22 protein-coding genes are annotated in these 25,095 nt (G+C 73.1%); 13 read left to right on the top strand and 9 right to left on the bottom strand.

Features of this window, described 5'->3' with window-relative positions:
• Both cysD and EAO71_RS27845 read left to right on the top strand, forming a co-directional pair.
• Nucleotides 1-594 (top strand): sulfate adenylyltransferase subunit CysD (cysD, locus tag EAO71_RS27840; RefSeq protein ID WP_147980690.1); only part of this gene is annotated, 594 nt, incomplete at its 5' end.
• A gap of 2 nt (nt 595-596) precedes the next feature.
• Entirely contained in the window at nt 597-1,871 is a 1,275-nt protein-coding gene (locus EAO71_RS27845) for a sulfate adenylyltransferase subunit 1 (protein WP_147980576.1), read from the top strand.
• A gap of 69 nt (nt 1,872-1,940) precedes the next feature.
• Here the strand turns inward: EAO71_RS27845 and EAO71_RS27850 are convergent, their stop codons facing one another.
• Nucleotides 1,941-2,732, bottom strand: a complete 792-nt coding sequence (locus tag EAO71_RS27850; RefSeq protein ID WP_147980577.1) for a thioesterase II family protein — start codon at nt 2,730-2,732, stop codon at nt 1,941-1,943.
• A gap of 271 nt (nt 2,733-3,003) precedes the next feature.
• Here EAO71_RS27850 and EAO71_RS27855 point away from each other — a divergent pair, with 271 nt between their 5' ends.
• Nucleotides 3,004-3,993 carry a GNAT family N-acetyltransferase gene (locus tag EAO71_RS27855; protein WP_261992387.1) on the top strand — a complete coding sequence of 330 codons (990 nt, stop codon included), beginning with the start codon at nt 3,004-3,006 and terminating at the stop codon, nt 3,991-3,993.
• A 51-nt stretch (nt 3,994-4,044) separates the two neighbouring features.
• The gene (gene treZ / locus EAO71_RS27860; protein WP_147980578.1) at nt 4,045-5,796 is read left to right on the top strand and encodes a malto-oligosyltrehalose trehalohydrolase; all 1,752 of its coding nucleotides are present in this window, start codon (nt 4,045-4,047) and stop codon (nt 5,794-5,796) included.
• A gap of 112 nt (nt 5,797-5,908) precedes the next feature.
• Here treZ and EAO71_RS27865 read toward each other — a convergent pair whose 3' ends face one another.
• From EAO71_RS27865 to EAO71_RS27875, 3 genes are all read right to left on the bottom strand, one after another.
• Nucleotides 5,909-7,042, bottom strand: coding sequence for an aminopeptidase P family protein (locus EAO71_RS27865; protein ID WP_147980579.1), 1,134 nt, complete (start codon nt 7,040-7,042; stop codon nt 5,909-5,911).
• Nucleotides 7,043-7,101: 59 nt separating this feature from the next.
• Nucleotides 7,102-8,061, bottom strand: a complete 960-nt coding sequence (locus EAO71_RS27870) for a DUF1444 domain-containing protein (protein WP_147980580.1) — start codon at nt 8,059-8,061, stop codon at nt 7,102-7,104.
• A gap of 497 nt (nt 8,062-8,558) precedes the next feature.
• A complete protein-coding gene (locus EAO71_RS27875) occupies nt 8,559-9,194 on the bottom strand; it encodes a nucleoside/nucleotide kinase family protein (RefSeq protein ID WP_187282861.1) in 636 nt (211 codons plus the stop codon).
• Nucleotides 9,195-9,244: 50 nt separating this feature from the next.
• Between EAO71_RS27875 and EAO71_RS27880 the strand changes: the two genes are divergently transcribed.
• The 4 genes from EAO71_RS27880 (at nt 9,245) to EAO71_RS27900 (ending at nt 14,330) form a co-directional block, all read left to right on the top strand.
• Nucleotides 9,245-9,637, top strand: a complete 393-nt coding sequence (locus EAO71_RS27880) for a VOC family protein (RefSeq protein ID WP_147980582.1) — start codon at nt 9,245-9,247, stop codon at nt 9,635-9,637.
• 528 nt (nt 9,638-10,165) lie between these two features.
• On the top strand, nt 10,166-11,065 hold the full coding sequence (locus EAO71_RS27885; RefSeq protein WP_147980583.1) for a GNAT family N-acetyltransferase: 900 nt from the start codon (nt 10,166-10,168) through the stop codon (nt 11,063-11,065).
• Between the two features lie 800 nt (nt 11,066-11,865).
• The gene (gene fusA / locus EAO71_RS27890) at nt 11,866-13,920 is read left to right on the top strand and encodes an elongation factor G (protein WP_147980584.1); all 2,055 of its coding nucleotides are present in this window, start codon (nt 11,866-11,868) and stop codon (nt 13,918-13,920) included.
• Between the two features lie 152 nt (nt 13,921-14,072).
• Complete coding sequence (locus EAO71_RS27900) at nt 14,073-14,330, top strand: hypothetical protein (protein ID WP_147980585.1); 258 nt, start codon at nt 14,073-14,075, stop codon at nt 14,328-14,330.
• 102 nt (nt 14,331-14,432) lie between these two features.
• On the opposite strand, the gene EAO71_RS27905 is transcribed toward EAO71_RS27900, so the two are convergent.
• On the bottom strand, nt 14,433-15,821 hold the full coding sequence (locus EAO71_RS27905) for a TerD family protein (protein ID WP_147980586.1): 1,389 nt from the start codon (nt 15,819-15,821) through the stop codon (nt 14,433-14,435).
• 114 nt (nt 15,822-15,935) lie between these two features.
• Here EAO71_RS27905 and EAO71_RS27910 point away from each other — a divergent pair, with 114 nt between their 5' ends.
• Nucleotides 15,936-17,276: a benzoate/H(+) symporter BenE family transporter gene (locus tag EAO71_RS27910; protein ID WP_147980587.1), complete on the top strand. Its 1,341-nt coding sequence runs from the start codon at nt 15,936-15,938 to the stop codon at nt 17,274-17,276.
• Between the two features lie 107 nt (nt 17,277-17,383).
• Here the strand turns inward: EAO71_RS27910 and msrB are convergent, their stop codons facing one another.
• The 4 genes from msrB to EAO71_RS27930 form a co-directional block, all read right to left on the bottom strand.
• On the bottom strand, nt 17,384-17,791 hold the full coding sequence (msrB, locus tag EAO71_RS27915) for a peptide-methionine (R)-S-oxide reductase MsrB (RefSeq protein ID WP_147980588.1): 408 nt from the start codon (nt 17,789-17,791) through the stop codon (nt 17,384-17,386).
• Nucleotides 17,792-17,807: 16 nt separating this feature from the next.
• Nucleotides 17,808-19,214, bottom strand: a complete 1,407-nt coding sequence (murC, locus tag EAO71_RS27920; protein WP_147980589.1) for a UDP-N-acetylmuramate--L-alanine ligase — start codon at nt 19,212-19,214, stop codon at nt 17,808-17,810.
• A 301-nt stretch (nt 19,215-19,515) separates the two neighbouring features.
• Nucleotides 19,516-19,986, bottom strand: a complete 471-nt coding sequence (locus EAO71_RS27925; RefSeq protein WP_147980590.1) for an indole-3-glycerol phosphate synthase — start codon at nt 19,984-19,986, stop codon at nt 19,516-19,518.
• Between the two features lie 106 nt (nt 19,987-20,092).
• A complete protein-coding gene (locus EAO71_RS27930; RefSeq protein WP_147980591.1) occupies nt 20,093-20,878 on the bottom strand; it encodes a pyrimidine reductase family protein in 786 nt (261 codons plus the stop codon).
• Between the two features lie 36 nt (nt 20,879-20,914).
• On the opposite strand from EAO71_RS27930, the gene zapE reads away from it, so the two are divergent.
• From zapE to EAO71_RS27950, 4 genes are all read left to right on the top strand, one after another.
• Entirely contained in the window at nt 20,915-22,030 is a 1,116-nt protein-coding gene (gene zapE / locus EAO71_RS27935; protein WP_261992388.1) for a cell division protein ZapE, read from the top strand.
• A 34-nt stretch (nt 22,031-22,064) separates the two neighbouring features.
• Entirely contained in the window at nt 22,065-22,490 is a 426-nt protein-coding gene (locus EAO71_RS27940) for an OsmC family protein (protein WP_147980592.1), read from the top strand.
• Between the two features lie 124 nt (nt 22,491-22,614).
• Nucleotides 22,615-23,973, top strand: a complete 1,359-nt coding sequence (locus EAO71_RS27945; protein WP_147980593.1) for an alkaline phosphatase PhoX — start codon at nt 22,615-22,617, stop codon at nt 23,971-23,973.
• Nucleotides 23,974-24,106: 133 nt separating this feature from the next.
• Entirely contained in the window at nt 24,107-25,051 is a 945-nt protein-coding gene (locus EAO71_RS27950) for a PPK2 family polyphosphate kinase (protein WP_147980594.1), read from the top strand.
• The last annotated feature ends 44 nt before the right edge of the window (nt 25,052-25,095 follow it).

The raw sequence follows: 25,095 nt of genomic DNA on the forward strand, positions 1-25,095 counted from the left end.
CGCCCCGACGGCACCCGCAACCCGCTCCAGACCGTCCCCCTCCTCGACGCGATCACCACCGGCCGTTACGACGCCGTCTTCGGCGGCGGCCGGCGCGACGAGGAGAAGGCCCGCGCCAAGGAACGCGTCTTCTCGCTGCGCGACGAGTTCGGCGCCTGGGACCCCCGCCGCCAGCGCCCCGAACTGTGGTCCCTCTACAACGGCCGGCACGCCCCCGGCGAGCACGTCCGCGTCTTCCCCCTGTCCAACTGGACCGAACTCGACGTCTGGCAGTACATCGCCCGTGAGGGGATCGCCCTGCCCGAGATCTACTACGCCCACGAGCGCGAGGTCTTCGCCCGCAACGGCATGTGGCTGACCGCCGGAGACTGGGGCGGCCCCAAGGACACCGAGACGGTGGAGAAGCGGCTGATCCGCTACCGCACCGTGGGTGACATGTCCTGCACCGGCGCCGTCGACTCCGACGCCACCACGCTCGACGCCGTCATCGCCGAGATCGCCGCGTCCCGGCTCACCGAGCGGGGCGCCACCCGCGCCGACGACAAGATGTCCGAGGCCGCGATGGAAGACCGCAAACGCGAAGGGTACTTCTAGCCATGACCGCCACCTCACTGCTGCGTTTCGCCACGGCCGGCTCTGTCGACGACGGCAAGTCCACCCTGGTGGGCCGGCTGCTGTTCGACTCCAAGTCGGTGCTGACCGACCAGCTGGAGGCCGTCGAGCACGCCTCCCGCTCCCGCGGCCAGGAGGCACCCGACCTGGCCCTGCTCACCGACGGCCTGCGCGCCGAACGCGAACAAGGCATCACCATCGACGTCGCCTACCGCTACTTCGCGACGGCCCGCCGCCGGTTCATCCTCGCCGACACCCCCGGCCACGTGCAGTACACCCGGAACATGGTCACCGGCGCCTCCACCGCCGAACTGGCCGTGGTCCTGGTCGACGCCCGCAACGGCGTCGTCGAACAGACCCGCCGCCACCTGGCGGTGACGGCACTGCTGCGGGTGCCGCACGTGGTCCTCGCCGTCAACAAGATGGACCTCGTCGGGTACCAGGAGTCCGTCTTCGCCGCGATCGCGGACGAGTTCACGGCGTACGCGGACGGGCTGGGGGTGTCGGGCGTCACCGCGATCCCCGTCTGCGCCCTGGCGGGGGACAACGTCGTGGTGCCCTCGGGGCGCATGGCATGGTACGGCGGCCCGACCCTGCTGGAGCACCTGGAGAGCGTGCCGGTGGGCCACGACCCGTCCGGCGAGCCGACCCGGCTTCCGGTGCAGTACGTCATCCGCCCGCAGACCGCGGCCCACCCCGACTACCGGGGCTACGCCGGCCAGATCGCCTCCGGGGTGCTGAGCGTCGGCGCGCCGGTGACCGTCCTGCCGTCCCGGCTCACCAGCGTGATCGAGGCGATCGACACGCTCGACGGCAGCACGGACCGGGCCTGGGCGCCGCAGTCCGTCACGGTCCGGCTGGCCGACGATCTCGACATCTCCCGCGGTGACCTGCTGGCGCTCGGCGACGAGGGCCCGCCGGTCACCCGGGACGTCACGGCGACGGTGTGTCACGTGGCCGACCGGCCGCTGAAGGTCGGCGACCGTGTGCTCCTGAAGCACGCCACCCGCACGGTGAAGGCGATCGTGCGGGAGATCCCGTCGCGGCTCACCCTGGACGACCTCAGCCAGCAGCCGGCGGCCGGCGAGCTCCGGGCCAACGACATCGGCCGGGTGGTGGTGCGCACGGCGGAGCCGCTGGCCGTGGACGCGTACGCGGACTCGCGCCGGACGGGTTCGTTCCTGCTGATCGACCCGGTCGACGGGACCACGCTGACGGCGTGCATGGCCACGGGGTCTCCCGTCGATCAGGCCGGGTAGGCCCTGTCCGGGCGGTCTTCGAGGATCGGCCCGCGGCGTCGGCGCCCGAGAAGGTCGCCCGGACACGACCTAGCGGCTCGCCGCGCCGAGGGGCGCCGACGTCACCAGGCGTACGAGGTGCTCCTCACCGTCCTGGAGGTAGAAGTGCCCGCCGGGGAACGTCCGGGTGGCGAACGTCCCGGTGGTGAGGCCCTCCCAGCTCCGCAGGTCCTCGGCGGTGCATCCGGTGTCCCGGTCACCGCCGAGCGCGGTGACCGGGACACCGAGCGGCGCGGGCGCGGCGGCCGGCCGGTAGCCGGCGAGCAGCCTGAAGTCGCCGCGCAGCGAGGGCAGCAGCAGCTCTCGCAGTTCGGGGTCCTCGTAGACCCCGGGGAAGGCTCCGCCCTGACGGTGGGTGTACGCGACGAGCGAGGCGTCGTCGAGGGCGGGCAGCCCTTCGCGGTCCCGGTGCGGGGCGGCCGTGCCCGAGACGAACAACCGCTCCGGGAGGGCCGCCGGGTGCCTCCGCTGCACCCTGGCCAGGGCCTCGTACGCCACGAGTGACCCCATGCTGTGGCCGAAGACGACGGTGGGCAGTGGGGGCAGCCCGGCGAGGGCGGCGGCCACCCGGTCCGCCATCCCGGTCATGGACTCCACGCAGGGTTCGGCCAGCCGGTCCTGCCGCCCGGGGTACTGGACGGCGAACAGCTCGGTGCGCGGCGGCAGATGGCGGACCCAGCCCAGGTACGCGGTGGCGGCTCCGCCGGCGTGCGGCAGGCACACCAGGCGCGCGCGGGGCGGACCGCCGACCGCCGGTCCGAGCAGGCGCAGCCAGCGCCGCCCGGCCGGGTCGAGGTCGTCGTACGGGGTCTGCGGTGTCATCGTCGTCCGTCTCGTGGGGGATTCCGTCGTGTACGTGATGGCCCGCCGCGTCCCGGGCGGGCCATCACGTACACGACGGAATCCCCCACGAGACGGACGACGATGACACGGGGCCGGAGTGCGTGGGGAACTCGAACGGGGTGCTCACATTCGCGATTGTCGGTCCGACGGGTGGGCAGTGTCCAGAAGACCCCCGACGGGAAACCCCGTACCGCCGCGAACAAGATCGCTGTACGGTCTGCGGACTCGACTCCCCGGAGGGAAACACCACGTGCCCACGACCCCGACCGGGCCGGACCACGGCCTGACGCTCCGCCCGCTCACCGGACCCGAGGAGCTCGGACTCTTCCGCCGCCTCAGCTACGTCCTCGACCACGAACTGGAGGGCGACCTCGCGGGCGGCCTCCGTCGGCCGGAGTGGATGTGGGTGGCGCTCCGCGGCGACCGGGTCCTGGGCAGGCTCGCGTGGTGGACCGGCAAGGAGGGCGGCGAGCCGCTGGCCCTCGACTTCTTCGACCTCGACCCCGCCCTGCCCGCCGGGGAGCGCGCCGACATCGGCCTGCGGCTGCTGGAGACCGCCACCGCCGCCGTGGTGCCGGAGGGCGTGCGGCGCCCCGAGTACGGCCGGTTCCTGCCGCCGGACTGGCGCGAGGTCGCCGAGACCCGCGAGCAGCTGGAGACCCTGTTCGCCGTGCTGGAGCGCGCCGGGGCCCGTCCGCTCGTCGAGCGGCTGCGCCTGGAGTGGCGGGCGGGCACGGCGGTACCCGAGCCGAAGGACCGGCTGGCCTTCCGGCCCGTGCGGGACCGCGAGGACCTGGTCGCGCTCATGGTCCAGGTCCTGGAAGGGACGCTCGACGCGCACGGCCGGGCCGAACTGGCGTCCGGCATGTCGGCCCGCGAGTCGGCCGAGCTGCAGTACGACGAGGAGTTCGCCGGGTACACCTCGCCGCGGGAGTGGTGGCAGGTGGCGGAACTTCCGGGGACCGGCGAACCCGTCGGCTTCGTCGTCCCGGCCAGGAACAACTACCACCACAACATCGCCTACATCGGTGTGCTCCCGGCCCACCGGGGCAACGGCTACGTCGACGACATCCTGGTCGAGGGCACCCGCGTCCTGGCCGGCCACGACGTGCCGCGGATCAGGGCGGCGACCGACCTCGGGAACGTGCCGATGGCGCGTTCCTTCGCGCGGGCGGGTTACGTGACCTTCGAGCGGGCGATCAATTACGTGTGGGACGCGCCGGGCGCCACCGGGTCCTGACTGCCAGGATGGACGCCGTAGCCGTTGGTCCATCGACGAGGGGATCGGCCAGTGCTGTTCGAGGTGTGGGCCCCCGCGGCCCGTGACCGGGTGACGCTGGAGCTGAACGGCACCGCCCACCCGATGGAACGGGACGCGGAACGGGCCGGCTGGTGGACCTGCGTGGCGGCGGCCGGGGACGGCGACCGGTACGGATTCGCCCTGGACGGCGGGCACGTCCTGCCCGACCCGCGCTCCCGCCGTCAGCCCGACGGTCCGGACGGCCTCAGCGCGGTCGTCGACCACGACGCGTACGTCTGGTTCAACGAGGCGCCCAAGCTGCGGCTGCGGGCGGCGGTGCTGTACGAACTGCACGTCGGGACCTTCACCCCGGACGGCACCCTGGACGGGGCCCGCGACCGTCTCGGGGAGCTGGCCGGGCTCGGCATCACCCATGTGGAGCTGATGCCCCTGTGCCCGTTCCCGGGCCGGTGGGGCTGGGGGTACGACGGGGTGGCGCCCTGGGCGGTGCACGAGCCGTACGGCGGCCCGGCCGCGCTCAAGCGCTTCGTCGACACGGCGCACGGGCTCGGGATGGGCGTGGTCCTCGACGTGGTCCACAACCACCTCGGCCCGTCCGGGAACCATCTGCCGTCCTTCGGGCCGTACTTCACCGACACCCACCACACGCCCTGGGGCGCGGCCGTGAACCTCGACGCGCCGGGTTCGGACGAGGTCCGCGCGTACCTGCTGGGCAGCGCGCTGGGCTGGCTGCGGGACTACCGGATCGACGGGCTGCGCCTGGACGCGGTGCACGCGCTGGTGGACACCCGGGCGCTGACCTTCCTGGAGGAGCTGTCGGAGGCGGTCGACGAGCTGGCGCGCGAACAGGGGCGGCAGCACTTCCTCGTCGCCGAGTCCGACCAGGCCGATCCGCGCACCACCACCCCGCGGGTGGCGGGCGGCCTCGGGCTCCACGCGCAGTGGAACGACGACTTCCACCATGCCCTGCACGTGGCGCTGACCGGCGAGTCCCAGGGGTACTACGCCGACTTCGCGGGCGCCCCGCTGGCCGCGCTCGCCAAGACACTGCGGCAGGTCTTCTTCCACGACGGCACGTACTCCAGCTTCCGGGGCCGCCATCACGGCCGTCCGGTGGACCGGGTGCGCACCCCCGCGCACCGCTTCCTGGGCTACGCCCAGACCCATGACCAGATCGGCAACCGCGCGCTGGGCGACCGGCTCTCGGCGACCCTCTCCCCCGGACTGCTGGCCTGCGCGGCCGCGCTGGTACTGACCGGCCCGTCCGTCCCGATGCTGTTCATGGGCGAGGAATGGGGCGCCGGAACGCCCTGGCAGTACTTCACCGACCACACGGATCCGGAACTCGCGGAAGCGGTACGGCGGGGCCGGCGGCGGGAGTTCGCGGCGCACGGCTGGGCGGAGGAGGAGGTCCCGGACCCGCAGGACCCGGCCACCCGTGACCGCTCCGTGCTGGACCGCGGCGAGCGCGAACGGGCGCCGCACAACCGCCTGCTGGCCTGGCACCGGGAGCTCGTCGCGCTGCGCCGCACGCTGCCGGACCTGACCGACCCCGATCTCGCGGCGGTCCGCGTGGCCTTCGACGAGGAGGCCCGGTGGCTGGCCTTCCGCCGCGGGGTGCTGCGGGTCGCGGTCAACCTGGGCAAGGAGCCGGCGGACATCCCGCTCGGCTCCAACGGCCGCGACCGGGTCCTGGCGTCCTGGGAGCCGGTCGAGGCGCCCGGCGCGGACGGGGTGCTGCGGCTCCCGGCGGAGTGCGCCGTGATCCTGACGGACGGGTGACCCTGACGGGCGGCTGACCCTGACGGGCGGCTGAGGGCGAGGCCGCAGTGCCCGGGCGCCCGGCACCCCGTACGGGACACCGGGCGCCCGGGCGCTGCCGCGGCCCGTCGGCCTACTCGACGATCGCCATCTCGTGCGGGGTGTTGTTGAAGCGGAGGCCCGAGCCGTCCTCCGTCGCCGTCACGATGTCCTCGATGCGGACCCCGAAGCGGCCCGGCAGGTAGATCCCCGGCTCGATCGAGAAGCACATGCCGGGCACGACCGGCCGCTCCTCGCCCTCGATCATGTACGGCGGTTCGTGGGTGGTGACCCCGATGCCGTGGCCGGTGCGGTGGATGAAGTACTCGCCGTAGCCCGCGTCCGTGATCACCTTGCGGGCCGCCCGGTCCACGTCCTGACAGGCCACGCCCGGCCGGACCGCCTCGAAACCTGCCTGCTGCGCCTCTCGGACGATGTCGTGGACGCGCTGCTCCTCGGCCGTCGGCTCGCCGACGTGGACGGTCCGGGTGGTGTCGGAACCGTAGCCGTGCTTGAGGCCGCCGAAGTCGAGGACCACCATGTCCCCGCGCTCGATGACCCGCTCCCCCGCCTCGTGGTGCGGGTTCGCGCCGTTCGGCCCGGAGCCGACGACGGTGAAGTCGACCTGGGAGTGGCCGAAGCGGGTCAGCAGCCCGGCGAGGTCGGCGGCCACCTCGGTCTCCCGGCGGCCGGCGAAGCGGACCTTGAGGATCTCGCGGTACGCCTCGTCGGCGGCGGCACCGGCCGCCGCGACCCGGGCCAGCTCGTGGGAGTCCTTCACGGCCCGCAGCATCGGCAGCGCGTCGGTGAGCGACACGTAGGAGGTGCCGGGCAGCTGCTTCTGCAGGCCGAGGAGGTGCATGGCCCAGGCGTTGTCGCTGACGCCGAACCGGCCGTCGACGTCGAGGAGCGGCGCGGTGACCTCGTACGGGTCCTTGCCGTCGGTCCAGTCGCGGAGGGTGAGCGCGGCGGCGCCGGCGGCCTTCTCCGCGTCGGGGGCCTCCAGCGTCGGCACGACGAGGACCGGGTCCTGGCCGACGGCCAGGACGAGCACGGTGAGCCGTTCGGTGATCGCGGTCGGCTGGTAGCCGGTGAGGTACACCAGGTCGGGGCCCGGGGCGACCAGCACTCCGGCGAGCCCGGCGTCCGCCGCGGACCCGACGGCCCGTTCCATGCGGGCGCGGTAGTCGTCGGCGGTGAAGGGGGCGGGTGCGGGCGTGCTCGGCATGGGGGGTCTCCTTCTCGACGTACAGCATCCTGCCTGTCGCGGTGCGCCGCCGCGACCGCTCAGAGTTGCTCGGGGTCCTGCGTGATGAGGCGTTCCAGCAGCTCCTGGAAGTCCTCGCCGACGACGATCCGCAGCTCTCCGCCGTCCTCGTCGTGTTCGCTGAGCTGGGTGAGCCGGCCGTGCCGCCACCAGAAGACGTACGGGCTGATCGCCCCCGGCGTGTCCTCGTATCCGGACGCGGCGAACGACGCCATCGCGCCCAGCGCGGGGACGATCGTGGTGTCCCGGATGGGGTGGAAGGCCAACTGGTGCCGGAACGGCATCGCGACCAGCGCGCCGTACTCGCCCAGCGGCTCACCGGTGACCCGCCGGACGACGGCGTCCAGGTCCAGGACGCGGCTCGCGGTGTAGAAGGAGTCGCCGAGGATCACCTCGAAGCACATGCCGTCGGCGTCCCGCACGGTCTCGTGCCCCTCGACGGGCAGGGCGCGCAGGTTGGCCAGCGCCCGCTCGCGCAGCCGCCGGACGTCGCCGAGCGGCTCCAGCGCCTCGTCGGTGAGCATCATGACGCTCTCCGGCAGGTCGAGGGCGAGGATCTCGTACAGGCCCGGCGCGACGGTCCTGGCGTATCCGAAGGCGGTCGGGTCGATGCCGTCGCCGCTGACGACCCGGGGGTAGAGCTGGGCGCGGATCTGGTCGGGCGGCAGGGTGTCGAGCGCCGAGGGCTCCTCCATGGTCCGCAGCACCAGACCCACATGACGGCGGATCAGTTCGGGCCAGACGCGGGGGCCGCGGCGGTCGTTGTGGCAGACGGCGGCGAGGTTCCCGAGCCCGAACCGCCGTCCGCCGTCGTCGGTCACGACGTCGGCGTACACGGTGACTTCGAGGCCGAGCTCGGCGAAGGACTCCCTGACGCGACTACGGAAGAGGGCGGCCTCCCGGACGGAGAAGTAGCTGAACTCGGGGTCGCGGGGCGCGTCTTCGCCGTCCCGCCTGGGTCCTCGCCGGAACAAGCCCACGTATGCCCGCCTTCCGTCGCCGCCGTGTCACCGCGCCACCACGCCGACCGTGTCGCCGGGTCACCGTGCCGCCGCGCCACGGTCCACCCTAGAGGCGGGAGGTCACGCGCGCAGTCGCCGCGCCAACTCGGCCGCCTGACCTCGTGGTTCACCGCCGAGTCGGTTGAGTTCGGTCCGGTGGACGAGACGGGACGGCCCGAGCGGTACGGCGACCGCGTCCGGGACTCGGGGAGGCGACGCTCGCCGGGAGCAGGGCCGGGCGTGTCCCGCGGCGGCCGGCGTGCGGACGCCGGTGCCCTCGTGGCGCGGGGGCGGCGCGGAAGCCGTGGCCGCCGCCGGGGTCGCCGGGGGCCGCGCACAGCCGGTGCCGGCGGGAAGCCGGCGGGGGGGCGTCGGGCCGGCACGCGTCGACGAGGTCGGCCGGGGCCACGAGGCGGCGGCCGACGGGCGACGGCCCGGGAGCGGTCCGGGCGCACCGGTGCCGGCGGCGCGAGCGGTCAGCTCATCGGGACGACCAGATGGGCGCGGTCCCGGCCGCGGGCCACGAGCCGGGCGTTGACCTCGTCGGAGTCCCGCACCCAGCGCTCGGCGTACGCCCGGTCCTTGCCGAAGCGGACGTGCCGGTCGACGAGCCGCGGCACCCTGCGGTGGTCGTCGAGCTCCAGGAACCACGCCTCGTCCAGGAGCGGCCGGACCAGGGCCCACGGCCCCTCGTCGTGCAGGAGGTAGTTCCCCTCCGTGATCACGAGCGGCACGTCGGGCGGCACCGGTACGGAGCCGGCGACCGGCTCCTCCAGGGCCCGGTCGAAGGCGGGGGCGTAGACGGTGGTGCCGGGTTCGGGGGCCCGGAGCCGGGTCAGCAGCGCGGCGTAGCCCGCGGCGTCGAAGGTGTCCGGCGCCCCCTTGCGGCCGGCTCGGCCGAGCCGGCGCAGCTCCGCCTGGGCGAGGTGGAAGCCGTCCATGGGCACGAGGACGGCGAGGCCGTCGAGCCGGGAGACCAGACGCGCGGCGAGCGTGGACTTCCCGGCGCCGGGCGCGCCCGCGAGGCCGAGGATCCGCCGTCCGCCGGGGACGGCGAGGAGCCGGGCGCGGGCGGTGAGCCCGGCGAGCTGCTGCGCTTCCATGCGGGGCATTCTCCCACTCGATTTGACGGGACCCAGTTGTACGTATGACGTTGGATGTCATGTCGTCCATCGCACTCGTCACCCTCGTCGTCCGTGACTACGACGAGGCCATCGCCTTCTACACCGACGCCCTCGGCTTCGAGCTCGTCGAGGACACCGACCGCGGCGACGGCTCGCGCTGGGTCGTCGTACGTCCCCGGGGCGGCCTCGGCAACGCGGGGCTGCTGCTCGCCCGCGCCCGCGGCCCTGAGCAGGAGTCCAGCGTGGGCGCCCAGGCGGGCGGCCGGGTGGGCTTCTTCCTCCACACCGAGGACTTCGCGGGCGACCACGCCCGGATGACCGCGGCCGGGGTCCGTTTCCTGGAGGAACCGCGGCACGAGGTGTACGGCTCGGTAGCGGTCTTCGAGGACCTCTACGGCAACCGCTGGGACCTGCTCCAGCCCGCCGGCTGACTCCGGACGCCCCTCCTGGTCCCGCCCTGGCCTCGTGATCGGCGGCGCCGGGACGGTTCCGGGCGGGCCCGTACCGGACCGGCGACGTCGGGACACGTCCGCCGGCTCCGCACCGCCGGCCCGGCGCGGCGCGGCGACCCGAACGGCCGTGCCCGCGGGGCCCGGTGGGCGCGGGGCCGGTGGGCGCGGGGCCGGTGGGACGTTTTTCGAAGACCGGAGGATGTTCAGCAGCTCGTTCGATCGACCGTTGCGGTGCGGTGCGGTGGTCAGCGGTATGCGGCGAAGCCGATGCGGTCCGCCCAGGGCGTGTTGCGAAAGTCCCGCGAACCCTGCCCCGCAAGGGGTGCGCAATCCGTGGACGGACCCGCGGAAGATCACGTACGGTGTGGCTTCACGCCCTGAGATGGACGGAAGGAGGCGAGTGCCGTGCAGTTCACAACTTTCCAGCGCTCCCTTTTCCGCTGTCCCGGCGTGGTTAGCCAGTTCTGACCGGGAGCGCTCCAAGCAGCCTGTATCCCGGAGGAATCCATGACCAATCTGGTCATCCGCGCGCTCTCCGCGAGCGATGCTCATCTCTTCGACGCACTCTCCGACCCCTTGGCCGCCCGTGAAGCCCACCGGCGTACCCAGTTCCGCCCCGACTGGAAGCGCGTCGCCCTGCGCGACGGCAAGGTCGTCGCACGCGGCGCATGGTGGGGCGGCCCCGGCGACTCGGAGCCCGTCAACATCAACTGGTTCGACGTGGCCGAGGGCGAGGAGGAGGCCGGGGCCGAACTCCTGCGCACCGCTCCCTGGCAGGTCGAACTCGAGATCAACCTGCCCGGCGGCTGGCGGGAGAAGACCGACCTGCGCGCCGCCGCCGAGACACGCTTCGCCGCCGCACGCGCCGCGGGGTACGAACTCCTGGTGGAACGCTTCCTGTACCGCTGGATCCCGGAGCAGGGTCTGCCCGAACGGCCCGGACGGCTGCGCTTCAGCGCCGAACCCGACGACGCCGCGTTCTTCGACGCGTTGCGCCGCATCCACTCCGTCACCCTGGACGCCCACGCGCTCAGGGCCGCGGAGAAGGGCGGCGTCGACCGGGCCGCCCAGGAGGAACTCGACTTCTTCCACTGGTGCCCCTCCCCGCGGGAGTGGTGGCAGGTCGCACACACCCCGGAGGGCGATCTGGCAGGCATCCACATCCCGGCCCACAACCCGTCCGGCCCCACCATCGGCTTCATCGGAGTCGTGCCGGAACAGCGCGGCCACGGCTACGCCTACGACCTCCTCGCGGAGTGCACCCGCTTCCTCGTCGAGCAGGGCGCGGAGTCCGTCAGCGGAGCCACGGACCGCGGCAACTTCCCCATGGCAGCGAACTTCACCAAGGCGGGCTTCCCCGTCATCAGTGAACGCATCAACTTCCACCCGGTGGGCCAAGCGGCCTAGCGAGGAGTAGAACGCGGTGAGTGGTCCGGTCCGAGGGCGGGGCCGGGCCACTCGCCAGTGCCTGGCGGCCCTGACAGCAGGTGGGAAGTCCGACCGCTCCTGCCGCCGCACCTTCGCCGGGGTCGGCGACTCGATGCGGTCACTGCGGCACCGAGCCACCGCCGCCCGCATCGGGCGCTCAGGGGAGGGTGCCACCGGGCACATCTCCGCGGCCGGACACTCCGCCAGCCGCTCCTGGTCCTCCTCGGTGCCCGCCCGGATCCGAAAGCCGTACGGATCTCTGTACGGTGCCGGGTGATCGCCCGCCCCTGCCAGTCGATCAGATCCTCCGGCTCCCACTCCTGCCGCACCGATGCCTCCGCGCCTCGATCCCCTTGGATCTCCGTATCGTGGCGAGCACCGGTCCCACGCTGAACGGGAAGCACTGAACAGCGCCCCAGGGCCATCACGTTCTGCTCCTTGAAGGGCAGGGGCAGGGGCAGCTGTACGAGAACGGGGCCAAAATCGGTGTCGCCCCCGCCCCCGGCCTCTCTAGACTCGCAGCGCGCACTGCTCGTGCGCCTGACCAGCCGAACCGAGGGGAGCCGACCGTGCGTTGCCGCATCGCCGTCGCCGTTCCCCGTTCCCGGTACGACGTGATCCTCGCCTCTTCGTGCGCCCGACGGCGGCTGCGCGGCCGCCGTCGCAGGCCCGCGACCACTCTCTGACCCCTCTCTCCGCCCTCTCCCGAGGGCTCCGGGGTCCCTCCGCGTCCGGGAATCGCGCTGCCCTGTTCAGGCGCCAGCGAAAGGCATCACGCCGTGCGTACCCACACGCTCCCCTCCCCCACCCGCGTCCGCAACCTGGGCATCCTCGCCCACGTCGACGCCGGGAAGACCACCGTCACCGAACGGTTCCTGTACCTCACCGGTGCCACCCACAAGCAGGGCGAGGTCCACGACGGCACCACCGTCACGGACTTCGACCCGCAGGAACGCGACCGCGGCATCACCATCTTCGCCGCGGCCGTCAGCTGCGACTGGGACGGCCACCGCGTCAACCTGATCGACACCCCCGGCCACGTCGACTTCTCCGACGAGGTCGAGCGCGCCCTGCGCGTGCTCGACGGCGCCGTCGCGGTCTTCGACGCCGTCGCGGGCGTCGAGCCGCAGAGCGAGACGGTGTGGCGCCAGGCGGACCGGCACGGCGTCCCGCGGATCGCGTTCGTCAACAAGCTGGACCGCGCGGGTGCCGACCTCGACACGGCGGTCGAGTCGATCCGGACCCGTCTGCACACGGTGCCGCTCGTCGTCCAGCTGCCGATCGGCCGGGAGGACGGCTTCACCGGCGTCGTCGACCTGGTGCGCCTGCGCGCCCTGGTGTGGGACGGCGACGGCGGACCGTACGCCGAGGGCCCGGTCCCCGAGGACCTGCTCGACGAGGTGCGGCGCCGACGACGTCGGCTGGAGGAGACGGTGGCGGAGCTCCATCCGACCGCCCTGGAGGAGTTCTGCGAGCGGTCCGCACTGAGCGAGGAGACCCTGGTCTCCGCGCTGCGCGACCTCACCCGCGACGGCGAGGCCGTGGTCGTCCTGTGCGGCTCGGCCTACCGCAACCGCGGGATCGAACCACTGCTCGACGCCGTCGTGGCCTACCTGCCGGCGCCGCCGGACGTCCCGCCGGTCCGCGGGACGCTGGACGGCGTCACCCAGGAACGGGCCGCCGATCCCGACGAACCGTTCACGGCGCTCGTGTTCAAGGTGAACTCGACCGCCACCGGCCGCATGACCTATCTCCGCGTCTACGCGGGCACGCTCAGGAAGGGGGACACCGTGCTCGACGCCACCGCCCGGCGCACCGAGCGGGTCGGCCGGATCCTGCGCGTCCAGGCCGACCGGAACACGGAGGTCGACGAGGCCCGGGCCGGCGACATCGTCGCCGTCGTCGGACCGAAGACCGCCCGCGCCGGTGCCACGCTGTGCGCTCCCGGCGCACCGCTGGTCCTCGAACCGCCGTCGACGGCCGCCCCCGTCGTCTCCGTCGCCGTCGAGGCCCGGCGGAGTCTCGACACCGACCGGCTGGCGACGGCGCTGGCCCGGCTCACCGAGGAGGACCCCTCCCTGGTGGTACGGACCGATCCGGAGACCGGCCAGACCGTACTGTCGGGGCTGGGCGAACTGCACCTGGAGGTGGCGGTGGAGAAGATCCGGCGCGCCCAGGGGCTGGACGTCACCGTCGGCAGGCCCCAGGTGGCCTACCGCGAGACGATCTCCCGCGGCGTGTCCGGGCTGCTGTACCGGCACGTCAAACAGGACGGCGGCGCAGGCCAGTTCGCCCACGTCGTCATCGACGTCGCACCTCTGGAGGAGGCCGTGGACGGTGACTTCGTCTTCGCGTCCACGGTCACGGGCGGCCGGGTGCCGCAGGAGTACGTCCGTGCGGTCGAGGCCGGCTGCCGGGACGCCCTGGCGGAGGGTCCGCTCGGCGGGCATCCGGTCACCGGCGTGCGCGTCACGCTGACCGACGGCGCGACCCACACGAAGGACTCCTCCGAGATGGCATTCCGCACCGCGGGCAGGTTCGCGCTGCGGGAGGCCCTGCGGGCGAGCGCCATGACGCTGCTCGAACCGGTGGCCGAGGTCACGGTCACCGTGCCGGACAGCGCGGTCGGCACGGTGCTCGGCGACCTCGCGGCGCGGCGGGGCCGCGTCTCCGACTCGACGACCCGCTCCGGTACGGCGGTCGTGACCGCGACCGTGCCGTTGGCCGAACTCTTCGGCTACGCGTCCCGGCTGCGTTCCCGCACCCAGGGCCGGGGCACGTTCACCAGCCGTCCGACCGGCTACGCCCCGGCGCCGGCGGCGTCGTCCGGCTGAGGTCGAGCTCGGCCCGTACGGTCTTCCCGACCGGTACGCGGTCGAGCACGGCCCACCGGGAGGCCGGCGCCTGGACGACGAGCAGGCCCCGCCCCGACTCGTCCAGCGGCCGGGGCCCGGCGATCCCGCCGGGCCCCGGCGGCCGGCGTTCCGTGCGGGAGTCGGCGACGTCGACCGGTTACCTCGTCGTGCTCGCCCACACGGTCGAGCCGGACGGTCCGTGGGATGGGCAGGCGGTCACGGACTCCGGTTTCGCCGCGGGGTTCGGCCCGGCGGTGTCCGTGGTGACGGCGCTGCTCACGCTCTGGTTCGTGAAGGCCGAGTGGGCCCGGCGCTGCTGGTTCGCCCTCGCGGCCGCGCCGGCCGCTGCCGCGGTCCTTCGCCTCACCCTGCTCGCGCCCACGCTCTGACGACGCACGGCCCCCGCCCGGCCTCGCCCCCGGCGCGTGGGCCGCGTTCGTCCCTCGCGCGGCCCACGACTGCCCCACCCGGCGGGGCGGGCGAAGGGATGCTCAGCGTCTGCCCCACCGCAGCCGGCCCTGGGCCTTGTCTATCTCGGTCACGTTCGGCAGGCCGCCGCCGCTCGACGGACGGCTGTGCGGCTGCACGTGCTTGAGTCTCGCGCTCCACGGGCCGTCCGCCCTCTTCAGATGGACGATAAGCGGCCCCTCCGGCAGCGGCACGGTCTCCCGCCGCCTGCCTATCTCGTTGACGACGCTCCCTTGCTGCTCCGGGAGGGTGGTGGGGTCGTCGTGGTCCGCCAGTTCGTAGAGATAGACGATGAGGTTGTCGTTGCCGCGGTAGCGGATGGCGAGATCGGCCGTCCCCCCTGTGTGCAGCAGCACGTCGGGGCCGAAGCACTCCATCGGCTCCTCCGTGAGGCGCCGGGCCGCCGCCAGTGGCAGGACCTGGAGCCGCCAGGGTCCGTCGGCCCTCAGGCGCAGACGCAGACGCCCGTTCCGAGGGACATGGGTGAGCAGTCGGCCCCGGAAGTTGTCCTCGGTGCTGTTGACGAGGCTCTCCCCGTCCTTGTTGAGCCGGCTCAGGGGCCAGAGGCCGGTGTACCCCTTGGCGTCGACGGCCAGGTCGACCACGACCGGCCCTGGCGGGAGCCCCTCCGCCGTGATCACGTCGTTGTCCCGGCCCGTCTGCGTGTACGGCTCGAAGACGGAGCCGAACGTCCAGTCCGGCACGATCGGCTCCGGCGAGGGCGCGGGAACCGCCACCGTGGGCACCGGCCCCTGGACCTTGGCGACCGGGACCGGAGCCGCGGGCGGCTGGAACGCGACCGGGACCGGAGCCGGAGCCGCGGGCGGCTGGAACGCGACCGGAGCCGGAGCCGGGATCGGAGCCGGAGCCACCGGCGGTCGGAACGGGACCGGTTCCTGGAGCGGGGCCGCGGCCTGGGCCGGGGCGTTGTCCGCCACCTCCACGCCGTGGTCCGTCGCCAGGCCCGCGAGGCCGTTCGCGTAGCCCTGGCCCACCGCGCGGAACTTCCAGCCTCCCGCCAGCCGGTACAGCTCCGCGAGCACCATCGCCGTCTCGCCGCCCGCGTCGGTCACGTCGTACCGCGCGACCGATGTGCCGTCCGGCGCGAACGCCTCCACGGAGAGCTCGTCCACGTCCCGCAGCGTGCCGGTCTCCGTCGACCCGACCACCAGAAGGCGGACGATCTCCCCCTCGACCGAGGTGAGTCCGGCGTCCAGCCAGACCGTGCCGTTCTCCTCCCCCAGCAGCCTCGCGGCTCCCGAGGGATGGACCGGCGCTCCGTGGAACACGATGTCACGGTCCCCCCGGACCCGGCCCTCCTCCGTCAGAAGCAGAACCGCCACATCGACTCCGTTCCGCACGGCGAGGCGCAGCGGCACCGTCGGAAGGAAGCCGTTGTCTCCCTTGATCATTTCCCCTCCCCCAAATGGATCACTCCTGGATCTTGCGGCCATCCGCGCCCGGGGACAAGGCCTGTGGATAACCGGTCGGGCACCGCGCGGACGGTGTGCCACGATGCCCTGGCCATGGCTCTCATACGACACGTACAGTCCGCCGCGCCGACCACCGCCGTCTCCGCCGGATTCCTCGCCGTCCTCATCGGCGTCACCAGCTCCGTGGCCGTCGTCTTCACGGCGGCCAAGGCCGCCGGGGCGACGTCCGCCGAACTCACCTCGTGGGTCTTCGCGCTCGGCATCGGGATGGGGGTCACCTGCATCGGGCTCTCGCTGCGCTATCGGGCCCCGATCGTGACGGCCTGGTCGACCCCCGGCGCCGCGCTGCTCGCCACCGGCCTCCAGGGGGTGACGATGGCTCAGGCGGTCGGCGCGTTCCTGCTGTCCGCCGTGCTCATCGTGATCAGCGGGGTCACCGGCTGGTTCGAGCGGATCATGAACCGGATCCCGGTGCCGCTCGCCTCGGCACTGCTCGCCGGGGTCCTGCTGCAGTTCGGCACGGAGCTGTTCACGCAGATGGAGCGGAACGGCGTCATCGCCGTTCCCATGTTCCTGGCCTATCTCGTCGGACGACGCTGGTTCTCCCGGTACGCGGTCGTCGCCGCGCTCGCCGTCGGGGTCGCGGCCACCGCCTGGCAGGGGTCCTGGAAGCTGGACGGCTTCGCGCTCACGCTCGCCGAGCCGTCCTTCGTACGCCCCGAGTTCGACTGGCAGGTCCTCGTCGGCGTCGGCCTGCCGCTCTTCGCCGTGACGATGGCCTCGCAGAACCTGCCCGGGGTCGCCGTGCTGCGCAACGCCGGGTACACGACGCCCGTCTCGCCGCTGCTGACCTGGACCGGAACGGTCAACACCCTCCTCGCGCCGTTCGGCTGCTTCGGCCTGAACCTGGCCGCGATCACCGCCGCGATCTGCAGCGGCGAGGCCGCCCACCCGGATCCCCGGAAGCGGTACGTGGCGGGGGTCTGGACGGGCGTGTTCTATCTCCTCGTCGGCCTCTTCGGAGGAACGGTCGGCTGGCTGCTGACCGCGATGCCGCCGGCCCTGGTCCTGGGCATCGCGGGCATCGGCCTGCTGGGAACCATCGGCGGCTCCCTCACCTCGGCCCTCCGGGACGACCGGCTCCGCGAGCCGGCGGTGGTCACTCTCCTCGCGACGGCCTCCGGGTTCACGCTCTTCGGCATCGGCTCGACCTTCTGGGGCCTCCTCGCGGGCGTGCTCACCCTCGCCGTGGGCGACCTCGCCCGGCGCCGGACCCGCTCCGACGAGCCGTCGCCCAGCGCCGGCGCCGGGGGCGAAGAGCCGCTGAGCGGGCGGGCGGGCTCCGCCGCGCGCGCGGTGCCCGGCCCCCAGGGCGGTCATGGCGAACCTCACCGGACGGACGAACACCCACGGTCCGGGACCGTGGGTGCGTGACGGGCGGCGGAGAGCGAACCGGGCGCTCCCGCCCGGGGGCTTCCCCGCCGCCGTACTTCTCATCGGCCCGCGCCGCGCCGGTCGACTCCGGCCGGCGCGCGGCCCGTTCAGCCCTCGGCCGGCGTCAACCGCAGCGAGATCGAGTTGATGCAGTACCGCTGGTCGGTGGGGGTCGGATAGCCCTCGCCCTCGAAGACGTGGCCCAGGTGCGAGCCGCACCGGGAACAGCGCACCTCGGTGCGGACCATGCCGTGCGAGCGGTCCTCGATCAGCTCGACCGCGTCGGTGTCCTTCGGGTCGTAGAAGGACGGCCAGCCGCAGTGCGACGCGAACTTCTCCGTCGAGGTGAACAGCTCCGCGCCGCACGCCCGGCAGGAGTACACACCCGTGGTCGTGGTGTCGGTGTACTCACCGCGGAAGGCGGGCTCGGTGCCGGCCTGGCGCAGCACCTGGTACTCCGCCGGGGTCAGCTCCGCGCGCCACTGCTCGTCCGGCTTCTCGACGTCGTAGGACATGAGCTCGCTCCCTCTGCTACTTCGACAGGTGGTCCAGGATCCGCGGGCCGAGGTCCGTGACGTCGCCCGCGCCCATGGTCAGAACGAGATCACCGGGCTTCGCCATTCCCGCGACGACCTCCGGGACGGCGTCCTTGTCGTGGACGGGCGTCACGTCGGCTCCGGCCCGCCGGCCGGCCTCGATGATCAGCTCGCTGGTGATGCCGGGGATCGGGTCCTCGCGGGCCGGGTAGATGTCCAGGACGATGGAGGCGTCGGCGAGGGCCAGCGCGTCGCCCATCTCCTTGCCGAGCTCCTGCGTGCGGGAGAAGAGGTGGGGCTGGAAGACGACCAGCAGCCGGGAGGCGCCGGCGGCGCCGCGCATGGCCTCCAGGTCGGCGGTCATCTCGGTCGGGTGGTGGGCGTAGGAGTCGATGACCTGGACGCCCGCGGCCTCGCCCTTGAGCTGGAGGCGGCGGCCGACGCCGGTGTACGCGGTGAGGGCCTGGGCCAGCTCCGCGGGGTCGATGCCCACGCGGGCGCCGGCGGCGAGGGCGGCGGCGGCGTTGTGCGCGTAGTGGCGGCCGGGGACGGAGACGGTGAAGGCGTGCTCGACGCCGTCGAGGAGGACGACGACCTCGCTGGTCATGCCCTGCGGGGTGATCGAGAGGATCCGGACGTCGGAGGTCTCGGACTCGCCGACGGTCACCACGTTCAGGCCGTCGCGGCCGGCGACCCGGGCGGCCAGTTCGCGGGCGCCGGCGTGTTCGCCGACGACCAGCGTGCCGCCGGGGCGGATCTTCGCGGTGAAGGCCTCGAAGGACTCGTAGATCTCCTCCATGGAGGCGTAGTTCGCGTGGTGGTCCAGCTCCACGTTGAGGACGATCGCGACCTCGGGGTCGTACTTCTGGAAGCTGCGGTCGCTCTCGTCGGCCTCGGCGACGAAGACCTCGCCGTCGCCGTGGTGGGCGTTGGTGCCGGGGCCCGCGAGGTCGCCTCCGATGGCGTACGACGGGTCCAGGCCCAGCTCGGTGAGGGCGACGGCCAGCATGGAGGTGGTCGTCGTCTTGCCGTGGGTGCCGGCGACGGCGACGGCCCGCAGGCCGTCCATGAGGGAGGCGAGCGCGTCGGAGCGGTGGACGACCGGGATGCCCAGCTCGGCGGCGCGGGCCAGCTCGGGGTTGTCGGCGCGGATGGCGCTGGAGACGACGACGGCGGAGGCGTCGTCGGCGAGGTGCTCGGTGGCGTGGCCGATGTGCACCGTGGCGCCGAGCGCCCGCAGCGACTGGGCCGTCGCGGACTCCTTCGCGTCACTGCCGGCGACCTTGGCCCCGCGCTGGGCGAGGATCTTCGCGATGCCCGACATTCCGGCACCGCCGATGCCGATGAAGTGCGGCCGTTCCATGGTGGCAGGGACGGCGGCGGCAGGGATGGCGGGTGCCATGCGTGGTTCTCCCCGGTGTGCGTCGTACTGGACGCCCCCAGCCTAGTAGCTCGCGCCCGGTGGCTCGCGGTCGCGCGATCCCGTAGCTCGCGCCCGGTGGCTCGCGGTCGCGCGATCCCGCCGGGGTGTTCTCGCCGTCCATGCCTGCTCCTTGTGGGGGGCTGCGGGGTCGGCCACGAACCTACGCAGGGCCGCCGGGCACTTCGATGGACCGGGCGCGGGCGTCATGGTGTTTTCGGAAGTCCCCCGGGGTGCTCGTTCCCTCTGGCAGTCCCGGGCCTTCCCTCGGGCGCCCGGCCGGTCAGTCGCTGTGCGCGAAGAGCTTCAGTACCGGTACCCCGACCTTGTGCCGGGCACGCGACGCCCAGTCCCGGTGGAAGAACTCCTCCACGTAGTGCGGGGCCGTCAGCACGATCACCTCGTCCGCCTCCGACTCGTCCACCACGGCCTTCATCTTGTTCAGGGGGTGGTCCTCCACGACCTGGCCGACCGCCTGGCAGCCGGCTTTGCGGAGGGCCTGGAGCGAGACCTCCAGCGCCTGCTCCGCGGGGCCCCGGGCGGCCTTGCCCTCCGGTTCGTCGCCCTCCCGGCGTGCCTCCTTCAGCTCACCCATCGCGACGTCGTCGATGGCGCGCAGCAGCACGTCGGCCTGGTCACCGCGCGGCTGCATCAGCACGATGAAGGACACGGACTCGTCGCCGTGCAGGGTGGTGACGAACTCCACGTCGACCGACGTCAGGGGCTTCTCGATCATCAAAACGCTTGTGAACACCTCAGGAGCCCTTCTGCGGAAACCATCCTTCCCCGTGCCCGCACGGGGTCTGCGAGAGTAAGTGTGCCCAGCGGAAGCAAAGCGGAACGACCAATTCCGCGGCGCGTCAGCTCCGACGGTAGCGGGTGTAGAGGAAGCCGGCCTCTTCCAGCAGCGACGCCACGGCGAACCGTGTCGGCACGGCCACCGGCGGCCCCCCGGCGATCCGCTGAGCGGCCCCAGCCGTCATCGTCGGCGAGAGCGTCAGGCACAGCTCGTCGAGCACCCCGGCGGCCACGAACTGACCCAGCAAGCGCGGGCCGCCCTCGGTCAGCTGCCGCTTCAGGCCCCGCTCGGCGAGCGCCGCCACCGCGCGGGCCGGCTCCACGCCCGCGCCGTCGCCGGCGATCACCACCTCGGCCCCCGCCTTCTCGGCCTCGTACACCTGCTCGGCGGGTGCCGCGGCCCCGGTCAGAACGAGGGTCGGCACCAGCGGCGCGGTGAACAGAGGGAGCGAGAAGTCCAGGTTCAGCGAGGCGCTGACCACGGCGATCACGGGCGCGGGACCCTGACCCGCCGCGGCCCGGCGTTCGGCGAAGACCTCACGCGCCCGGGCCGGACGGTAGCCCTCCGCCCGGACGGTCTCGGCGCCCACCACGACCACGTCGGCGAGCCCCCGGAGCGTGCCGAAGATCCGCATGTCGGACTCCGACGAAAGGGGCTGCGAACGGCCCTCGTGCTGGCCCGCCCCGTCGAGCGAGGAGACCATGTTGGCCCGCAGCCACACGCCCTCCGGGCCCCGCTCGGCCTCGTCGGGGTAGGCGTAGGCGTCGGCCAGCTCGTCGAGGGACCACTGCCGGTCCCCGGCGGCGTCGGTGGCTGTCATGTCCGTCACAGGGAACAGGCGTCGCATCCTCGCAGTCTGACACGGCCCTTAGAGTGGTGAACTGTGTCGACCCGTTCCTCGCATGCCGCCCCTGCCATAACCGAGGCCGCTTCCGCCGAAGCCTCCCCGGTCTCCCTCTGTGCCCGGGAGCCGCAGGTCCCCGCCGACCGCCTCGTCGCGGAGATGGTCCCGCCGCCGCGGTTCGACTCGGTCCGCTTCGACACGTACATCCCCGACCCGAACCAGCCCAGCCAGACCGACGCGGTCAAGGTCCTGAGCTCCTTCGCCGAGGGCCTGGGCGGCGCCCACGCCAGCGGCGCGGGACGGCGCCCGGCGCTCGGCCGCTGGTTCGCCAGGAAGCCGGCCGCCCCCACCGGTCCGCGCGGCGTGTACCTGGACGGCGGATACGGCGTCGGCAAGACCCACCTGCTCGCCTCGCTCTGGCACGCGACCCCCGCCGAGCCCGCCCTCAAGGCCTTCGGCACCTTCGTGGAGCTGACCAACCTGGTCGGCGCGCTCGGCTTCCAGCAGACCGTGAAGACCCTCGGCGGACACCGGCTGCTCTGCATCGACGAATTCGAGCTGGACGACCCGGGCGACACCGTGCTCGTCTCCTCCCTGCTCAGCCGGCTCGTCGAGTCGGGCGTGGCGCTGGCCGCCYCCTCCAACACGCTGCCGGGCAAGCTGGGCGAGGGCCGCTTCGCCGCCGCGGACTTCCTGCGCGAGATCCAGGGCCTGTCCGCCCACTTCCGGCCGCTGCGGATCGACGGCGAGGACTACCGTCACCGCGGGCTGCCCGAAGCCCCCGCCCCCTACTCCGACGACCAGGTGACGAAGGCCGCGTACGCCACCCCGGGCGCCTCCCTCGACGACTTCCCGCACCTGCTGGACCACCTGGCGAAGGTCCACCCCAGTCGGTACGGCGCGCTCACCGACGGCCTGGCCGCGGTCTGCCTCACCGACGTGCGGCCGGTTCCGGACCAGTCCACCGCGCTGCGGCTCGTCGTCCTCGCCGACCGCCTGTACGACCGCGAGGTGCCCGTGCTGGCCTCCGGACTCCCCTTCGACCGCCTGTTCAGTGAAGAGATGCTGAAGGGCGGGTACCGGAAGAAGTACTTCCGGGCGATCTCCCGGCTCACGGCGCTGGCACGCGACGCAAAGGGTCTGGTGGAGCAGTAGGTTGGGGGCCATACCCGATCGAAAGGGATTCACCATGGCCACCGTCCGTCACGCCCACACCGTCTGGGAGGGCGACCTCCTCAAGGGCAAGGGCGTCGTCTCCCTCGACTCCTCCGGCCTCGGCTCGTACGAGGTCTCCTGGCCGGCCCGCGCCGAGGAGCCGAACGGCAAGACCAGCCCCGAGGAGCTCATCGCCGCCGCGCACTCCTCCTGCTTCTCCATGGCCTTCTCCAACGGTCTGGCCAAGGCCGGCAACCCGCCGACCCGCCTGGAGACCAAGGCCGACGTCACCTTCCAGCCGGGCGAGGGGATCACGGGCATCCACCTGACCGTGCGCGGCGAGGTGCCCGGCCTGGACGCGGACGAGTTCCAGGCCCTGGCCGAGGACGCCAAGAAGAACTGCCCGGTCAGCCAGGCGCTCACGGGCACGACGATCACGCTGACCGCCGAACTGGCCTGACGCCCCCGCCACATGAGGCCGTTGTGGCCCGCATGGTTCACGCGTCACCATGGTGCGTGATACACACATGCGGGTCACACGTCACACGCCACCTGTCCGCCAACAGGAAGTGGGCTGTTGCCTCATGTCCGCAACACGACGTCAGATCCTGTCCCGCACCGGCGCGTCGGCCGCCGGCATCGCCTTCGCCGGCACCTTCTCCGAGCTCTTCACGGGCGGCGCCGCCGCCGCGAGCCGGGCCGGCTACGGTCCGCTCGTCCCGGACCCCGCCGGACTCCTCGACCTCCCCGAAGGCTTCCGCTACAAGGTCCTGTCGCGCCAGGGCGACCCCCTCCGCTCCGGCGAGGGCCTCGTCCCCAGCAACCACGACGGCATGGCCGCCTTCGCCGGCCGGCGCGGCCGCGTGCACCTGGTCCGCAACCACGAGAACCGGGTCACCGGCAAGATCGGCGTCCCGACCGTCGAGGGCCTGACCTACGACCCGGCCGCCAAGGGCGGCTGCACCGCGCTCGAACTCGACGGCCGCAACAACGTCCTCGGCGAACGCGTCGCCATCGCCGGCACGGCGGTCAACTGCGCGGGCGGACCGACCCCGTGGGGCACCTGGCTCACCTGCGAGGAGACCGAGGACCGGGCCGGCACCGCCGGGTACACCAAGGACCACGGCTGGATCTTCGAGGTCGACGGAGCCGATCCGCACCGCACCGGGGCCGTCCCCCTCACCGCGATGGGCCGCTTCCAGCACGAGGCGATCGCCGTCGACCCGCGCAGCGGCATCGTCTACGAGACGGAGGACGCCTTCCAGCAGCCCTTCGGCCTCTTCTACCGCTTCCTGCCGCGCAAGCCGCTGGGCGGCACCGGTTCGCTGCGCGCCGGTGGCGCCCTGGAGGCCATGCGGGTACCGGGCGTGCCCGACCTCTCCGCGATCCAGGAGACCGGGGCGAGCTTCGGCGGCGTGGAGTGGGTTCCCGTACCGGACCCGCAGGCCGCCGAGACGCCCATCCGGCTGCAGGACTTCGGCAAGCGGGGCATCACGCACGCCCAGAAGCTGGAGGGCTGCTACTGGGGAGGCCGCGCGGTGTACTTCGTCTCCAGCTTCGCCCGCGCGACGGACGGCTCGGCGGGAACCCACTTCGGGCAGGTGTGGAAGTACGAGCCGCACCGCCGCCGGCTCACCCTCGTCGTCGTCTTCGGCCCGAGCACGGACATCCGGCTGCCGGGCGAGTCCCCGGACAACATCTGCCTGGCGGCCGACGGCGGGCTCATGGTCTGCGAGGACGGCGGCGGCGAGCAGCACGTCTACGGGCTGACGCCGCACGGCGAGGTGTACGCCATGGCGCGCGGCGCACAGAACATCGGCACCCCGGAGGACCCGGAGTGGGGCGAGTTCGCGGGCGTCACGTTCTCTCCCGACCGGCAGACGATGTACGTCAACTGCTACACACCGGGCACGACGTTCGCGGTGACCGGGCCGTGGTGCTGATCTGACGGACGGGGCGCGACGGCCCCGGCGCCCGCGCCGCCGGCTCGCCGCGCCCCACCCCGCGGGCTCGCGGGCCCGTCGATTCCGTCGGAGGATCGGGGGAAAGCGCGCGACGGACGGGAAGGGGCCCAGGGTGGCGAAGGACGGGAAGGCCGGGAAAGCCGGGAAGTCGGGCGGGAAGGCGGCCGGGAAGAAGGACCGGCGGAAGGGCGTCACGACGCCGGCCCCCGCGCTCCGCGCCCCTCTGCGCGAGCTGCTGCGCCTGCCCGTCGGCAAGCCGGTCGACCTCTCCTCGTACGGCGCGTCCTCCATCCTTCCCGGCGCTCCCGCCGACAAGTCGGCCGGCGTGGCGGCGACCGCGGCCTCGGCCCCCGCCCTCGCCGGACTCCAGGAGCGCCTGTACGCGGCGAGCACGGCCGGCGACCGCCGCCGGCTGCTGCTCGTGCTCCAGGGCATGGACACCAGCGGCAAGGGCGGCACGGTCAAGCACGTGATCGGGTTCCTGAACCCCTCGGGGTGCCGGATCCGCGCCTTCAAGGCCCCGACCGAGGAGGAGCGGGGCCATCCCTTCCTGTGGCGGGTCAACCGGGCGCTGCCGTCGGCGGGCGAGATCGGCATCTTCGACCGCTCCCACTACGAGGACGTGCTCATCGCCCGGGTCCGGGACCTCGCCCCGCTTGCGGAGATCGAGCGGCGCTACGAGGAGATCAACCGCTTCGAGACGTCGCTCGTCGACGACGGCGTCACGGTCGTCAAGGTCTTCCTGCACCTGTCGTACGAGGAGCAGCGGGCCCGGCTGCTCGAACGTCTCGACAACCCCGACAAGCACTGGAAGTTCGACCCGGGCGACATCGAGGACCGGGCACTGTGGCCGGCGTACCAGCGGGCGTACGAGATCGCCCTGGAACGCTGCGCGACGGACGGGGCGCCCTGGTACGTCGTCCCGGCCGACCGGAAGTGGTACCGCAACTGGGCGATCGGCACCCTGCTGCGGGAGCACCTGGAGGAGCTGGACCCGCGCTACCCGAAGGCCGACTTCGACGTGGCGGAGTGCCGCCGGACGCTGCTGGCGAGCTGACCGGGCGGCGCACGGCTCGCCACTTGGGGGGGCGGGGCTTTGGG

Source organism: Streptomyces sp. MS191, from assembly GCF_008042125.1.
Lineage (GTDB): Bacteria > Actinomycetota > Actinomycetes > Streptomycetales > Streptomycetaceae > Streptomyces.